At 41.5% G+C, this 16,815-nt stretch carries 13 protein-coding genes; 7 read left to right on the top strand and 6 right to left on the bottom strand.

Annotated features, from left to right (window positions below; genetic code table 11):
- The first annotated feature begins 73 nt into the window (after positions 1 to 73).
- The 6 genes from H6G74_RS14940 (at position 74) to H6G74_RS14915 (ending at position 6,591) form a co-directional block, all read left to right on the top strand.
- Positions 74 to 1,672: an iron uptake porin gene (locus H6G74_RS14940; RefSeq protein ID WP_190968423.1), complete on the top strand. Its 1,599-nt coding sequence runs from the start codon at positions 74 to 76 to the stop codon at positions 1,670 to 1,672.
- 286 nt (positions 1,673 to 1,958) lie between these two features.
- Positions 1,959 to 2,783: an ABC transporter permease subunit gene (locus tag H6G74_RS14935; RefSeq protein ID WP_190968422.1), complete on the top strand. Its 825-nt coding sequence runs from the start codon at positions 1,959 to 1,961 to the stop codon at positions 2,781 to 2,783.
- Between the two features lie 121 nt (positions 2,784 to 2,904).
- Positions 2,905 to 3,672 (top strand): ATP-binding cassette domain-containing protein, encoded by a 768-nt coding sequence (locus tag H6G74_RS14930; protein ID WP_190968421.1) that lies wholly within the window; start codon positions 2,905 to 2,907, stop codon positions 3,670 to 3,672.
- A 150-nt stretch (positions 3,673 to 3,822) separates the two neighbouring features.
- Positions 3,823 to 4,737: a TauD/TfdA dioxygenase family protein gene (locus tag H6G74_RS14925; protein WP_190968420.1), complete on the top strand. Its 915-nt coding sequence runs from the start codon at positions 3,823 to 3,825 to the stop codon at positions 4,735 to 4,737.
- 215 nt (positions 4,738 to 4,952) lie between these two features.
- Positions 4,953 to 5,561, top strand: coding sequence for a thioredoxin family protein (locus H6G74_RS14920; protein ID WP_190968419.1), 609 nt, complete (start codon positions 4,953 to 4,955; stop codon positions 5,559 to 5,561).
- Positions 5,562 to 5,841: 280 nt separating this feature from the next.
- Complete coding sequence (locus tag H6G74_RS14915) at positions 5,842 to 6,591, top strand: SDR family oxidoreductase (protein WP_190968418.1); 750 nt, start codon at positions 5,842 to 5,844, stop codon at positions 6,589 to 6,591.
- An 81-nt stretch (positions 6,592 to 6,672) separates the two neighbouring features.
- Here H6G74_RS14915 and H6G74_RS14910 read toward each other — a convergent pair whose 3' ends face one another.
- From H6G74_RS14910 to H6G74_RS14885, 6 genes are all read right to left on the bottom strand, one after another.
- The gene (locus H6G74_RS14910; protein WP_190968417.1) at positions 6,673 to 7,344 is read right to left on the bottom strand and encodes a glutathione S-transferase family protein; all 672 of its coding nucleotides are present in this window, start codon (positions 7,342 to 7,344) and stop codon (positions 6,673 to 6,675) included.
- A gap of 245 nt (positions 7,345 to 7,589) precedes the next feature.
- On the bottom strand, positions 7,590 to 8,855 hold the full coding sequence (locus H6G74_RS14905) for an MFS transporter (protein ID WP_190968416.1): 1,266 nt from the start codon (positions 8,853 to 8,855) through the stop codon (positions 7,590 to 7,592).
- 176 nt (positions 8,856 to 9,031) lie between these two features.
- On the bottom strand, positions 9,032 to 10,645 hold the full coding sequence (locus H6G74_RS14900) for an FAD-dependent oxidoreductase (RefSeq protein WP_190968415.1): 1,614 nt from the start codon (positions 10,643 to 10,645) through the stop codon (positions 9,032 to 9,034).
- 77 nt (positions 10,646 to 10,722) lie between these two features.
- Positions 10,723 to 11,829, bottom strand: a complete 1,107-nt coding sequence (locus tag H6G74_RS14895) for an ABC transporter substrate-binding protein (protein WP_242051236.1) — start codon at positions 11,827 to 11,829, stop codon at positions 10,723 to 10,725.
- Positions 11,780 to 12,178: a 4Fe-4S binding protein gene (locus H6G74_RS14890; RefSeq protein WP_190968414.1), complete on the bottom strand. Its 399-nt coding sequence runs from the start codon at positions 12,176 to 12,178 to the stop codon at positions 11,780 to 11,782. The genes H6G74_RS14895 and H6G74_RS14890 overlap by 50 nt, the downstream gene beginning before the upstream one ends.
- A complete protein-coding gene (locus H6G74_RS14885) occupies positions 12,175 to 13,803 on the bottom strand; it encodes an FAD-dependent oxidoreductase (RefSeq protein ID WP_190968413.1) in 1,629 nt (542 codons plus the stop codon). The genes H6G74_RS14890 and H6G74_RS14885 overlap by 4 nt, the downstream gene beginning before the upstream one ends.
- Positions 13,804 to 14,762: 959 nt before the next feature.
- On the opposite strand from H6G74_RS14885, the gene H6G74_RS14880 reads away from it, so the two are divergent.
- Positions 14,763 to 16,595, top strand: a complete 1,833-nt coding sequence (locus H6G74_RS14880) for a vanadium-dependent haloperoxidase (protein ID WP_190968412.1) — start codon at positions 14,763 to 14,765, stop codon at positions 16,593 to 16,595.
- Positions 16,596 to 16,815: the final 220 nt, after the last annotated feature.

The raw sequence follows: 16,815 nt of genomic DNA, 5'->3' as shown, positions 1-16,815 counted from the left end.
TTGGGATATCAAAATCATCTAGGGTGCTGGCAATCAAAGATTTGTTAATTCTCTGTGCATAACTCAATCACCAATGTTGAAAGTTTTGTGGAATTATGGGCTAGTTATCCCAGCCCTTGTTAATGGATTTTTCATCCTGACTTCAGATGCAAGTGCAGCCGAAATACTAAATGTATCTGATCAAAACGAACCTCTAGCACAAGTGACATCTGTTTCTGAGTTATCTGATGTTCAGCCTACAGATTGGGCATTTCAAGCTTTACAATCTTTAGTTGAACGCTACGGTGTCATTGCAGGTTATCCAGATGGCACATTTAAAGGTAATCGTGCTTTAACACGTTATGAATTTGCGGCTGGTTTAAATGCTGCTTTAAGCCGACTCAATGAACTAATTGCTACAAATACGGCAGATTTGGTACGTCAGGAAGATTTAGCTACTTTGCAAAAGTTGCAAGCAGAATTTGCTTCGGAATTAGTAGCTTTACGAGGTAAGCTGGATACTTTAGAAGCACGCACTGCCCAGGTAGAAGCCAATCAGTTTTCTACAACTACCAAATTGGTGGGTGATGCAACATTTGTGGTAGCTGATACATTTGGCGATCGCGTTAATAATACTCCAGCTGATGATACTGAAGATAGTACCAATGCTGTTTTTGCCTACCGCACTAGACTTTTCTTCCAAACTAGCTTTACTGGCAGAGATCAACTAACAGCAATTCTGACACAGAACACTATCCCTAACTTAACCAGCACTACGGGAACCTCAATGACCCGTTTTACTTTTGATGCTGAAGGTAGAGAAGGAATATATCTTAGTCAGTTAGTCTATCGTTTCCCAGTAGGAAAACAAGGAACTATCTGGATAGGACCTAGGGCTTTGCAACCAGCTATCTTTACACCAACCTTAAATGCCTCAGTGGGTGGACTAAATGGTGCAGCTTCCCGCTTTGCTGCTTTTAACCCTACTATCTATCGACCAGGTTTTGATGGTGCTGGCGCAGCCTTTGCCTATAAGTTCAACAATCAGTTGCAATTAAACGCAGGTTACATCACCTTTGATCAGCAAGCCAATCTACCAGACGAAGGTAATGGATTCTTCAATGGCAACAATACTGCATTAGCTCAATTGACCATATCACCTAATCGTCAGCTAGATATTGGTCTAACCTACGTACATAAATACTTTGGTAACGGATCTTTTAATCTTACTGGTGGGACAGGTAGTGCCTTTGCTAGAAATCCTTTTGGGCAAAATGCTACCTCGACTGATAACTTCGGACTTCAATTTAACTGGAGAGCTAATACGCGCTTTCATTTAGGTGGTTGGTTCGGTTATACCCTGGCTAATCAACTAAGCAATGGAGATAATGATGCAACTATAATCAATGCTGCGCTTACATTTGGCTTTCCAGATTTGTTTAAAGAAGGCAACCTTGCTGGATTCATTATTGGTGTGCCACCCAAAGTGACTAGCAATGATTATCGTCCAACGCCCACAGCCGCCCGTCGAGAAGATCCAGATACTTCTTTACATTTAGAAGCTTTTTACACATTCCGAGTCAATGACAATATCAGAATTACCCCAAGTTGTTACCTAATTACCAAGCCCGAACATAACGATGCTAACGATCCCATCTGGGTAGGGACTCTCCGCACTACTTTTACTTTCTAACAAACCCGCAATGTCCTCTTCCTTTCCAGTCCTGTTTTGCCTCTGTGATTTACTTGTGGTTGCTTTTTATATAATTTCGTGTAAAATCTTTATTACAAACTACGGTAAATTGGTCGATTTGCAGTATTTTATAGAAACTACTCTAGCAACAAAGCAACGATTTTGGCTAATTCTACGCTATTTCCTGCGTCTGCTTGTTTAGAACAAACATACATAACGGCATCAGTAATTAGCTCTGTTAACAAAATAGTCTGCAAGAAAAACTTCGACAAAAATTAAGCATCTTATGACTATTACCTTCAAAAAGACTAAAAGCAGGGAAGCTTCACTAGAAGCGATATTTAATAACAAATACGCCGATAAAATCGTTCCCTGGATAGTACCTTTTATCGTGTTACTAATCTGGGAAGTTTCTTCTAGAATTGGATTATTATCCAGCAGAATTCTACCAGCACCAAGTAGCGTAGTTTTTACAGCATTTAGGCTAGCTTCAACTGGAGAAATTTTTCAACACATGGGAATCAGTGCTGCACGCGCTGTATCTGGTTTTATTGTTGGCGGTGGAATTGGCTTTATTTTGGGCTTACTTACTGGGTTTTCTCGCATTGCAGAACAACTGTTAGATAGTTCCTTACAAATGCTGCGTACTATTCCCAACTTGGCATTAATTCCTCTAGTAATTTTATGGTTTGGTATTGGCGATCAAGCTAGATTATTTCTAGTTTCTATAGGTGTATTTTTCCCAATTTATCTAAATACTTATCACGGAATCCGTAGCGTAGATCCAGGACTTATTGAAATGGGCAGAGTTTATGGTTTAAAGACACCCCAACTTTTGTGGGAAATTGTATTTCCAGGAGCTTTGCCTTCGATTTTGATTGGTGTTCGCTTTTCTTTAGGTATTATGTGGCTATCGTTGATTGTAGCCGAACAAATTGCCGCAGATTCTGGCATTGGTTATATGGCGATGAATGCCCGTGAATTTATGCAAACAGATGTTGTTGTGTTAAGTATTGTGATTTATGCACTGCTAGGTAAATTAGCAAATTCCATAGCAAAAGCTCTAGAAACCAAATTCTTATCTTGGAATCCCAACTACAAAGCTGGGTAAAAGCTTTCAAGAAACATTAAATATTTTTCACCTCTACTTCAGTCTCTCTATTTCCACTTTCAGCCTAAATTACTATCTTTGATAGCAACTTGCTCATCTACTCTACAAAGGAGAAAATTATATGGTTTCCTACATACAAGGAACACAGCTACAAATTCTAAATTTAACTAAAGTTTTTGGTAATAAAACTGTTTTGAAGTCATTAAATTTAGAAGTAGCACCAGGAGAGTTTATTGCAATTGTGGGACGCAGTGGTTGTGGTAAAAGTACTTTACTACGCCTTGTATCAGGGTTAGATAAACCCACGACAGGCGGCATCTTGTTAGATGGAGAACCGCTACGTAAACTCAGTCACTCTGTAAGAGTAATGTTTCAAGATTCCCGCTTGTTACCTTGGAAACGAGTGATTGAAAATGTAGGTTTGGGTTTGCAAGAAAATTGGCGTACAAGAGCAGCTTGGGTATTAGAACAAGTCGGACTTAAAGATAGAGCTAGTGAATGGCCTCATGTATTATCTGGAGGACAAAGACAACGAGTAGCATTAGCCAGAGCATTAGTCAGCCAACCACATTTATTACTACTTGATGAACCTTTAGGAGCATTAGATGCGTTAACTCGCTTAGAGATGCAACATTTAATCGAAGATTTGTGGCAACAAAGAGGCTTTACAGCATTTTTAGTCACCCATGATGTAGAGGAAGCTGTGGCTTTAGCAGACAGGGTGATAGTCATTGAAGAAGGACGGGTTGCGTTAGATGTATCTGTAAAATTATCTCGTCCACGAGATAGGGCTAGTGAGGTATTCGTCAATATCAGAGAGACAGTCTTAGAAAAAGTGATGAACTATGAAAGTAATCATGCAAATCAATTATTGCAAATGAGTCATTAGTAATTTACTTATTCACTCTTTAGAGTTATACAACAGTTTCAATTGCGATCGCTTCAAATTCCAACAATTGAACAAAAATCTGATTTTTGTACCTGATGCTGTAATTTTCCGCTCAATTTACACCTTTACCTCTACTCATTGGAGAACAAAATGACTTATCAACATTTAGAAATCAAACCAGTTGCTGGACGTATTGGTGCGAAGATTTTAGGAATTGATTTGAGTGCTAATCTCAGTGACGATATTATCAGCGAGATTCGTCAGGCTCTCATCCAATACAAAGTAATTTTCTTCCGTAATCAAAATCTGGATGCGAACGGACAAGTTGCTTTTGCTCGCCGTTTTGGAGAAATTACTACCGCCCATCCTACAGTCCCATCTCTGGCTGGACATCCAGAAGTTTTGGATTTGAATTATGGAAAAACTGCTAGCCGTGCGAATAATTGGCATACTGATGTGACTTTTGTAGATCGTCCTCCGTTAGGTTCTATCTTAAGGGCATTGGTGATTCCTCCTTATGGGGGTGACACTATTTGGGCAAACTCTGTGACTGCATATCAAGATTTACCAGATGATTTACGTAATCTTGCTAACGAACTCTGGGCTGTCCATAGTAACGCCTATGACTATGCAGAAGCCGCAGTTAATCTTCCTGAAGATGTCAAAGCTTACCGCGCTATTTTTACATCGACTGTGTATGAAACTCTACATCCAGTAGTGCGCGTTCATCCTGAGTCTGGCGAACGAGGACTGTTCATAGGTGGTTTTGTACGCCAGATTCGTGGATTATCACCAACTGAATCTGCTGATATTATCCGACTGTTGCAGTCATATGTAACACGTCCTGAAAATACAGTCCGTTGGCGTTGGCAAGTAGGCGATGTGGCGTTTTGGGATAACCGCGCTACTCAACATTATGCAGTCGCAGATTATGGCAATCAACCCCGCCATGTCCAACGAGTCACTATTGTAGGAGATACCCCAGTTGGTGTGAATGGTCAGCAGAGTCAGGCTGTGAAGGGAGATGCTTCTGCTTACAACAAACGTGTAGCTGTAGCTATTTAAGAGGATGTTTGAAAAATCGTGAAAGATACTAAAAACCCCTCTCCAAACCTCTTCCCTGCAAGGAGAAGCCACTGCGTTGCGCGGGTTCCCCGCGTTGTAGCAAGTGGCGTAGAGGCTTTGAAACCCACTTTTACTAGAAGAGTTAGGTTTTTAATGTTTTGGTGTTAACAGCAATAATTTTACTTCGACACGCTCTTACAAGAAAATTCAGAATTATGGCAAAGACTTTTTCTACAATGTTACCTTTAGGTACATTAGCACCTGATTTTCATTTACCAGATGTGGTTTCTGGTAAGACAGTTTCTCTAGCTGATTTTGCTAATAAAAAAGCTTTGCTAGTAATATTTTTGAGCCGTCATTGTCCTTATGTGCAGCACATAAAATATGAATTAGCACAACTGGGTAAAGACTACGCACAAAGCACCCAGAGCAATCTAGGAATTGTGGCAATTAGTGCTAATGATGTTAACACTCACCCCGATGACTCACCCTTATATTTGAAAGCTTTTGCACAAGAGTTAGATTTAACTTATCCTCTGTTATTTGACGAAACTCAAGCAACTGCTAAAAGCTTTTTTGCAGCTTGTACTCCTGACTTTTTCTTGTTTGATTCTACCCAGCGACTTGTATATCGTGGACAATTAGATGATAGCCGTCCACAGAACGGTATACCAGTAACTGGAAAAGATTTGCGGGCTGCTATTGATGCAGTATTGGCAGGTCGGGCTGTAACTTTGGAACAAAAACCTAGTATTGGTTGTAATATCAAATGGAAGCCAGAAAATGAACCTGCTTATTACAAAAATCCCGCGATCGCAGTTTGATAAATACCTGAGAGTTGCTTGTTTATCAAGCATAAAACTTCTTTGATTTCCGCCGTCCTCAACTATGATGAAATATAGGTATTATGGAGGATGTTTTACTATTTTCTCTATCTACCTATATTTTTTATTAAGCTAAAAAACATAAAATCAATATTGTATTTTGATAAATTAAACCAATTTTTATATAAAACTGGTTTTTGATATGAAGTATTTTTAGAATTTACAAATCAATAATAAATTATCCCTAAGTATGGAATTGTGAATCATTTTGGAGTAAATTATGACAAGAAAATTAAACAGTAAAGTAGCTATTATCACAGGAGCTTCTTCAGGTATTGGTGAAGCTACAGCTATTGCCTTAGCAGCAGAAGGAGCAACAGTAGCGATCGCAGCTAGAAGAGGCGATCGCTTAGAAGCACTAGCAAAGCGCATTGCAGACAGAGGTGGAAAAGCATTACCCATCGTGACTGATATCACTGATGAAACACAAGCTAACAACCTGATACACAAAACAAACGCTCAGTTGGGACAAGTGGATATTCTGGTTAATAACGCAGGTGTGGCATTGACTGGTAATATTGATGGCGGCAACACTTCAGACTGGCGGCGAATGTTTGAGGTCAATGTCTTTGGTGTACTTTATACTACCCATGCCGTTTTACCAATATTCAAAGCCCAAGGTAGCGGTCATATTGTCAATATCTCATCAGTAGCAGGGCGCATTGCTCGCGCAGGTGTAGGTATATACAACGCCACTAAATGGGGTGTTAATGCTTTCTCAGAATCCTTACGCCAGGAAGTTTTAAAAGATAACATTCGCGTCACTATTATCGAGCCTGGTTTAGTGGAAACAGAAATTAATAATCATGTCACCGATCCTGTAGCTAAGAAAAATGTTGAAGAACGATTAAAAGCAATCACACCACTACAAAGTGAAGATATTGCGGCTGCTATCACTTACGCTGTAACTCAGCCGCACCATGTTAATGTGAATGAAATTCTCATTCGACCAACTCAGCAAGAACGGTAATGAAAGAAAATAGCATCATCACGCTTATTAAGAAACCCCTACACTTCGCCAAGTGCAAGGGGTTAACTTTGTTTGTGTTGGCTATTTTTGCGCTGCACCAACGGGAATAGGTTCACCAAGAATTTTGGCGAATCTTTGTAAATAGAAATCTACAGGATTTGCTACTGTTTTAATTGAAGAGCGATCGCTTACCAAATTCCACCATGTCTGCAAACGAGGTGTTTCTGCTGTTAGTGTGAACTTACGGAAGTGTTCTAACAGTGGTAAACGTTCAAACCAAGGATAAAAACTGATATCCACAAGGCTAAACTGATTTCCTAACAAATAATCACTTTTGCCTAATCCTTCTTGTTCAATATATAAAAGTGCTTCAGTGAACTCTCTTCTTCCTTGTTCCTGTTCTTGGATATCTTTACCACGGAGAAATTTGTTAAAAGCTGGGACAAACCTAGTATTAGCATAGTCTATCCAGATGCGAGCCTGTGCTTTTTTTGCCGGATCACGCGGTAATAAGGGTGGTTCGGGAAAAACTTCATCTAGATATTCATTGATAATCGCAGACTCGTAAATTACGACATCACCATGTTTAATAGCTGGAACTTTACCATAGCGTGAAATCTGCGTGTACCCATCTGGTTTGTTCTGTAAGTCAACTTCTAACGGCGTAAAGTCAATATTTTTTTCTAGTAATACTACACGGGTGCGTTGAGAGAAAGTAGATGCTTTAGCAAAGTAAAGTTGTATGTCACTCATGAAATTTTTTCCTTGTAATTATTGTGAATGCAGACTATTTGAGATTGCACAACTCAAACCAGAGCAATAAGACAGAAGCGAGAAGTGTTGATGTGTGCAGTTAATTAATAGGATGGCAAATATCTGCTTTGTTGTTTATTATACTACTTTTTGTCGACCAAGTTATAGTAGCTTTTATTAGAATTTTCACAAATTAGAGTCACTTCATATCAAGAACAAGAACTATTCCCGACAGATTATGTAATTTAATTTACTATCTGTTTTGTTTTCAAATGAATTAAATTCACCATTTGCGGCAGATATTGCCAGAACAGCAGCGAACCTAAGATGCAAACGATACCGCCTAAAATCAGTGTGTTTGAAGCTTGAAAGTAATGTGCCAGAGTTCCTAGCAGCAAATTACCGAAAGGAGCCATACCCATAAAACACATAGCATAGAAGCTCATTACCCTACCTCGTTTGCTATCTTCGACAATCAATTGCAGCACTGTATTACTAGCAGCTACTTGAAGCGTAGAACTCCAGCCAATTAATACCAAAGCTAACTGAGAAACCCAGAAAACTTGAGACACAGAGAAAAATATGAAGCCAATTCCCATTATGGCTGGGCAAAAAGCGATTAGACGCTCTAAACCTGCTACATTTTGCCGAAAGCAGAGATAAACACAAGCGAAAACTGATCCCATCGCTGCTGCGGCTGTGAGAAAACCCAAGGTTTCCGAATCTCCGCGCAGAATTTCTACTGCAAAAATGGGTAGAAGTGTCGTGTAAGACATATTTACTAAGCTGGCTACTGCTAGTAACAGCAAAATTGAACGCACAGGCAGGAATTGATAAGCATATTGAAATCCTTCTTTCAACTTCTGCCATGTATTACTACTGTGTATTTCTACTGGCTTATGTGTAATCTGCATTGCAGAGATTGCCCAAATAGCCACCAGATAGCTGAGACTATCGTATAGAAAGCAATATCCTGCACCAAACTGAGCAATAAAAATGCCACCAACAGCAGGGCCAATCAGACGCGCACCATTGAGAAAAGCGGCATTTAAAGCAATGGCATTTCCCATAAGTTTACGACTGACCATATCACTAACAAATGCTTGGCGTACAGGAACATCTAAACCCTTCAGTAAACCCAACAATGCACTCAGAGTTAACAATGTTGAAAAATTTGCCCAACCCAAAAATGTGATGATTGTCAGAATTGTAGATAGAGATATACCTACAATTTGAAGTAGCAGCAACAGGTGATGACGGTTGTAGCGATCGGCTAAAATGCCTGAAATTGGGGCTAATGCAAACACTGGTAATTGACCAAAAAATCCTGCTAATCCCAACAGTAAGGCTGAATCAGTTAATTGATAAATCAGCCAAAGAATCGCTACTTGTGTCATGAAATTACCTGTCATTGACAAGGCTTGCCCAGCAAAGTAGAGGCGATAATTGCGGGATCTAAAGGCAGGTAAATCAATATTCAAGTTGAATCCGAACTGAGATAGTAATTTCATTAATTAAGTACAAAATTTCACACTCTGCGTCCCTCCGCTTAACGCAAAAGTACGCAGAGGTTTTCTTAAGATTAGGACTTACGCAAAAGAATGAAAAAACAAACCACAAAGGGCGCAAAGGTCACGAAGTTATAAGAGTTTGAGAGAGTTATTGCGTAAGTCCTAAAGATAATTAATTACACTGTCACTAATTCTCGGTTAGCAACTACTGACTCAGGTTTGACCCAAATCTTATCCAAACCACCACTCAACAATCGATATTGCTGATGAGGATCTTGTTGTGGATAATCCATGCGCTTGTGCATACCTCTAGTTTCTTGACGTTGCAAACCACTGTTGTACATCCACCGCGCCGTAGCAATCATCGCAGCAGCTTCGCGCGATCGCAATATTTGGCTATCATCTGGTGTTTGGCTATGGCGGATTTCTTGCCAGAGGTTATCTAGTCTTTCTAGAGATGCACTTAACCCTGTAGCACTGCGGAAAAGGTTGCGATCGTAAGGGAAAACTTCAGCTTGAGTTGCGGCGATCGCTTCATCTGGGGAAAATTTATGATGACCATCTCCATGCAATCCTGCTTCCCCAACTGGGTGTATACTGCGCTGGCTGGCTTTTTCACCCAAACTCAGCGCATAGTTAGCAGCAGATTGTCCAGACCAGTACCCAGAAGACATTGCCCAAGCTGCATTATGGCTACCACCGCCTGTGAAACCACCACAGATTAACTCTCTAGTTGCTGCATCTCCCGCCGCATAAAGTCCATTAACGGAGGTAGCACAGGTATAATCTGCAATCCGAATTCCACCAGTACCGCGTACAGTTCCTTCCAAACGTAAGGTTACTGGAAATCTTTGCGTGAAAGGATCAATACCAGCGCGATCGAAAGGTACAAAGAAGTTAGGCTGAGATGATCGCATCCAGGCTTTTGTCTCTTCATCCATGTTTTGGTCAAGACGAGCATACACTGGCTGAGTCAGTAATGTTTGGGCAATCACTGAACGACCGCGCTTTGAACCTGCACCTTCAATGATTGTGCCATCTTCATAGGTGAAAGAAGCCCAATCGTAATACCGAGTCTTGGTGACAGAAGAAAATGCCGGAGAGATTGCATAGGCATTAGAAAATTCCATCCCAGAGAAGTCAGCACCCGCCTCGGCTGCCATCAATAGACCGTCTCCTGTTAAGACATTACAACCAAGAGCCTTACTCAAGAAAGCACAGCCACCTGTAGCAATCACAACTGCTGCGGCCTTCACTTTCCAAGGTTCCCCAGTTTGACGATTAATCCCTTTTGCTCCAGCTACAGCACCTTCTGCATCTACTAACAACTCTAAAGCTGGGCTGTGGTCTAAAATTTTTACTCCTGCTTGCTTAATTTTTCGCCGCATGAAGCGCATATAATCTGGCCCTTGTAAGGAGCGACGGATAACTTTGCCATCAGCATCAACACTAAAAGGATAGCCTTCATCTGCTAAGGAGTTAATGTTATCGTAGGTGCGATCTAATACCCTCTTCATCCAGTACCGATCTGCCAAAAAGCCTCCCATCGCTTCTCGACTGGCCATTGCTGCTTCTCGTTGTTCTGGGTCTGGTGGAACATACCATACACCATTCCCAGAAGCGGCGGCTGCACCACTTGTACCGCAGTAACCTTTGTCTACTAAAACGACTTTTGCACCACTGGTAGCTGCACTCCAAGCTGCCCAAGTACCAGCAGGGCCACCACCAATAATTAAGACATCGGTGGTTAAGTTAACACCAGAAGCATCTTGACGAGTATAAGTATTCATGAAATTTACTCCTTTAATAGTCAGAAAAGGGGAAGTTCCGCCCTTCCCCAAGAGCGAGGCAAAACATACAAACACTTTTAAGGATTGGAGATTTGCCAATCTTTGATATCAAAATCTGATTTCAACAATTTCTGCTCGGCGAGAAACTGCTTTGTAGAATTTAAGAGTTTTAATCCTTCGGGTGTAAAAGGTTCTGTGGGATAAAGGTTGATTGGGTAGGATTCTTGAGCGATCGCTAACGGCACATTTCCACTTGCCTGTGCCGCAAACTGATAAAATTCCTCTGGATTAGCTTTGATTTCCTGCAAAGCTTGTAGTCTCATTTGATTCCACTTTTGCGGTAGTTCTGGGTGACGAGAAAGAAAATTCTCTGTCACCACACTTACCCCTGTCCCAACTAATCCTTGATGATCTTTAGCTTGATCAAGCACAGGAAATCCCTGAGAAGCTAATGTTGGCCCAGCCCCCATTGCAAATGGATAGGCGGAAATATCTCCTCTTTCCAATGCTGCTTTAGCATCAGCAGAAGGGATTTGCACTACTTTTACATCCTTGGTAAGCCCTTCTTTATCTAACAAACCCATCAAATACCGATGCGGATAAGTACCCTTAGCAACCCCGATTTTTGTACCTTTTAGTTGTGCAACTGAGCCTACAGCATTTTTATTGGTAATTAGCCAAGCATTCTGACCAACTCTTGTCTGATTAATCAATCGGGTTGGTAAACCTGCGGCTCGACCAACTAAAGCTGGTGTATCTCCATACAAACCCATATCTAATTGACCGCTAACTAAGGCTTCGTTGAGTGCTGGGCCGCCTACAAAGGGAATAAATTTTACTTCAGTCACACCTAAGCTTTTGAGTGCAGGTGTTAACTTCCCTTTTTGCAACGCCCAACCCTCTGGGCCAATTGGTAATTTACTTTCAGAACTAATAAAGCCAACTCGCAAAACCTGGGTTTTCGCTTTTGTCGAATTAGCATCTGTATTAGATGAAGCAACAGCTGAGTTATTAGACTGGCCTTGTTGGGAAGTACAACCAGTCAGAGTAAATAAAAAGGCAACAGTTGTGATGGAAACTAAAAGACGATGAAGAAAACTGCACTCAATTACTTGGGAATTCATAGAGTGGAAATTACGAATTATTTTGTTGCGATCGCCAAGGTAAGATTCTGCCTTGAGCATCTGTAGGTAAATTGCTGCTACTTTGCATAACTGGATAGTAGTAAGCCGACTTCTCAGTTTTGGCTGCTGGTGTGCGTCCCTTTCCCCAGCCGACGTTTTTGCGATAGCTACCAAGTAAGCCAGATGCTATCAAAGTTTCTTCATCCACTGGGACTGACTCATCAGCGTTGGGATCAACATACAGCGCATCTACAGGACAATATAGTTCGCACATATAACAGGTTTGACAATCGCTCTGACGAGCAATTTTCGGCGCACGTCCTGGTACTGCATCAAATACATTGGTAGGACAAGCTGTGACGCAAAGATTACATTTAACACACCTAGATTCACTGACTAATTCAATCACAGTGCAACTAACTCCTTATTGACGATTTCTTGTTCAGATTTTGCCCAAACTGTATCTAATCCGCCACTAATTAACCGATATTGCTGGTTAGCATCTTGTTGCGGATAATCCTGATGTTTGTGCATTCCACGAGTTTCTTTTCTAGCTTGTGCTGAAGTATACATCCAACGAGCAGTAGCAACCATTGCCGCCGCTTCTCTGGCTGGTAATGCTTGGCTATCAGATGGTGCAGCACTATAACGAATTTCTCGCCATAAACTATGCAATCTTTCTAAGGAATCGCTTAAGCCTTGTTCAGTACGGAAGAGGTTGCGATCGTATGGTAAAACTTCGGCTTGAGTAGCTTGAATAACTTCTTGCGGATTAAAAGTATGACTACTCTCAGAACTAATTGCCGCCTGTCCAATTGGATGCACTCGTCGTTGATTTGCCTTGTCTCCTAATTGACGAGCATAGTTAGCCGCAGCTTGTCCAGACCAATAGCCGGAAGACATTGCCCAAGCTGCATTGTAACTACCCCCACCTGTAAAACCACCACAGATTAATTCCCGTGTGGCAGCATCTCCAGCCGCATATAGTCCAGGTATTGAGGTTGCACAGGAATTATCAACAATCCGAATCCCACCAGTACCTCGTACTGTGCCTTCCAAACGCAGAGTGACTGGAAAGCGTTGGGTAAAGGGGTCAATTCCTTTACGGTCAAATGGTAAAAAGAAATTGTGCTGGATAGTTCGCATCCAAGTGCGGACTTCTTCGGGAGTTTCATGGAGGCTACAGTACACAGGCTGAGTCAGCAAAGTTTTCGCAATTACAGAACGTCCTCGTTGCGAACCAGCACCTTCGATGACTGTGCCATCTTCGTAAGTGAATCTTGCCCAACGATAAAAAGCTCCTTTAGTTACAGAAGCAAAGGCAGGCGTGAGAGCATAGGAATTAGAGAATTCCATCCCAGACATTTCCGCCCCAGCTTCAGCAGCCATTAAATAACCATCGCCAGTCAGGACATTGCAACCGAGGGCTTTACTCAAGAATGCACATCCACCCGTCGCAATAATTACTGCTCCTGCTCTGACTGTCCAGCGTCCACCGGCTTGACGACGAATACCTTTCGCTCCGGCTACTGCGCCTGTTTGATCTACTAGCAATTCTAAGGCGGGGCTATGGTCAAGAATCTGTACTCCAGCTTTCTTGATTTGCTTACGCATCAGACGCATATACTCTGCGCCTTGCTGGAGGGAACGATAATAAGGTTGTCCTTGCTGGTCATAGGGAAAAGGATAACCCCAATCACCTAACTGATGCAGATTTGCATGAGTCCGGTCTAATACTCGCTCCATCCAGTCTCGCTCTGCTAAAAACCCTCCCAAAGCTTCCCGACTCGCCATAGCGGTTTCTCGTTGGTCGGGGTTTGCTACGTACCACACACTGGTTCCACCAGATGCAGTTGCACCACTAGAGCCACAATAGCCTTTATCTACTAAAATAACCCTAGCTCCACTAGCCGCAGCATTATAAGCGGCCCAAGCACCAGCCGGGCCACCGCCAATTACTAAAACATCAGCCTCTAAATCTAGATTGGAGTCAGTCGTAAATGATGGCTCAGACGCTAATTGATTTGCGCTCACTAGCTCTCACTCCTTAATTCATAAACAGTCATATTTTTAAAATCACAGACATAACTAGCTAATTTCATCTGTGCATAACTTAGAGAAGGACTGGAAGACTTATTTGTAAGGTAATACAGATGATTGTCAATAAAATACCAATCATCGACCGATTTAACGGGGATTAATTGAGCAGTATTGCATAGCATTAGATAAAATTCAAGTTATTCGCAATTAAAATATATGTAAATCTAAATTTATTAAATGCGAATAGTTAGAATAACTAAGTATAATACTACTTCGGTTTATACTTAACTAAATAGGACTGACGCACGGGTAAGGAAGAACGAACCGCATAGGCGCATCAGCGGCTACTCTTCCGAGTTCTCCGAAGGAGTACCCGCAGAGTAGGACACAAATTACACGAAGACGTAAGAGTTTGAGAGAGTTTTTGCGTAAGTCCTATTCTCATAAAAATGCTTAGTGACTTTTTTGAAAAAGACATCTTGCTTTTTTCAGATGTTTGTGGGAAATTTTATTTTATCACTAAGAACGGTAAGTCTATCTACTTACAGTATATTATCTATTGATGATAAACAACTTGGTTGTCAATCTTGAACTGCATAAGCCAGTATCTATAGATAGTTGAAAAGCTCTAGGAAAAGCTTCCTCAAAGGCTGTTGATTATTGATTCTAGACTGCAAAATTTCAGTTAAAGAGTCTGGGATTTCTAAGAATAAATTATCCCCAATTATGGGGTGAGCATACTTCGGCAAGCTCAGTACAAGTCCTACCTGTCCTTGAGATAGGGTTTGCTTCGCGTGCCTGTTTGTAGCTGTTTTCTACTAACAATACTTAATGTTGGAACTACCCTTGCTTGGTGTTGCTTTGCGTCTCTGCTAAGAGATTAGTTTGACAGAGCTTACTTTTTGATAGTGCAATCTTAAAATTTTATACTCTAACAACGAAGATTCATCATTATGGAACCCGATCGCAATTCTCATCAACTTCCTCAAGAAAATACACAATCGCAAACCGAAACGGCAAGTCCTCACTTTCGTAATAGTAGAAAAGGACTTGGCAGATTTTTTTTACGAGACGGTGTAAATAGACGTTCATTTCTCAGTCACGCTAGTTTATTTACTGCTACTAGCGTTATCGCTGGGATGATTGGTTCGCCTTTCGGATCTTCCAAGAAGGGAGATATTGTACAAGCTAAGGAAATTCCTTGGGGTAAAAACCGTGCTAAAGATTTTGAGTGTATCAAGTTTCGCCAACGAGCCTTTCAAGTACGTGTTCAAGCAGCGCAAAATAATCAGCAGATTGAGATTCCACCGCATCCCACGAACGGTGATGAGGAACGCTATGCTAACAAAATCGCTACTGACACTAGAGGATTGCCACACAATCAACGAGGCGAAGTTGATCTGAAGGCTTACGAATCTTTGGCTAAGGCTTTAAAAACACAAAATCCCGATGACTACGAAAGGATTATCTTAGGTGGTGCGAGGAAATTAGTTAACCCTCAAGGGCCTTTGGCAGTTAGCCTAGAAGGAATCAATGCCTCTCAAATATCAGTTCCGCCACCACCAACTCTAGATAGTGCAGAACAAGCGGCGGAGGCAGTGGAACTCTACTGGCAAGCGTTATTAAGAGATGTACCTTTTCATCGGTTTGATAGAGATGAAAATGTCTTAGCTGCGATCGCGGAACTAAATAGCCTTTCCTCATTCCGAGGGCCAAAACAAAATGGTATTGTTACTCCTCAAACCTTATTTCGTGGCAGCGTTATTTATGTTGATGAACGCGATCGCTCTGGTAGAACAGCAAAATACGTAACGCCTCCAGGGGTGACAGATGGCCCTTATATTTCCCAATTTCTGCTGCGGGAAATTCCTTACAACACTCAGGTTATTTCACCACTGATTCGTACTGCCCTTGCTGGTAAGGAAAATGACTTCCTCACTAATTACAATGAATGGCTAACTGTTCAAAATGGGGGTAGTTCTGGCAAGTCCATTAAGTACGATCCGACACGTCGTTTTGTATTTACTGTTCGGGATTTAGGCGAATTAGCTCATATCGGTGGGGCTTTGTTCTTCGGAGCGTTATTAATTTTGAGCAGTAGTAACGCGCCTTTGAATCCCGGTAATCCCTATATCAACTCCAAGACTCAACAAGGTTCTGCGGCTACATTTGCACCAGCACATTTTCAAGCCTTACTCAACTTGGCTCCCTCGCGGGCAATCAGAGCTTCATATTGGCAAAAGTATTATGTCCATCGGCGTTTAAGACCAGAAGCTTATGGTGGACTGATTTACAACAACATTGTCAATAGAACTAACTACCCAATTAATTCTGAGGTCTTAAAGTCCACAGCTTTAGCTCGAACCTTCAGCACATTTGGCACTTATCTATTGCCCCATGCTTACCCAGAAGGCGCACCATTCCATCCTTCTTATACTGGTGGTGCTGCCTCCATTGCTGGTGTGCAAGCTACATTATTGAAAGCCTTTTTTGACGAGAACTTTATCCTTCCCAATCCTGTAGAGCCTGATCCCAGCGACCCAACCAAACTAATTCCCTATAGCGGGCCACCTTTGACAGTCGGTGGAGAGTTGAATAAATTAGCCACAAACTATTACATTGGTCGTGGTCACGGTGGTATCCATTGGCGTTCAGATGGTGCAGCTGGCTTGGCTTTGGGTGAAGAAATTGCAATCAGTATACTCAGGGATGAAAGACTAGGATACAACGAGAAATTTAACGGTTTTACTTTCACCAAATTTGACGGTACAAAAGTTACAGTCTAAATTGATTGGGCATAGAGAAAGCAGTTGCTTCACTTGAAAATTCACAAGTGGAGTAACTGTTGTCATAGGGCAATACAGTTCAGTTAAGGCTAAAAACTTAGATTGGTGTAGCGACTGTCTTAAAAGTCAAGCGATCGGGAGCAAAAAATGAAGCAGAGGAAGTAAAGAAAAAAGAAACAAGAGAAAAAAACATACATTCCAAAGTGAGCCAGTCATGCTG

Origin of the sequence: Nostoc spongiaeforme FACHB-130, assembly GCF_014698475.1 — a bacterium.
GTDB lineage: Bacteria > Cyanobacteriota > Cyanobacteriia > Cyanobacteriales > Nostocaceae > Nostoc_B > Nostoc_B spongiaeforme.
The sequence above is the reverse complement of the archived record's forward strand: the minus strand, read 5'-3'. Positions and strand labels throughout refer to the sequence as shown.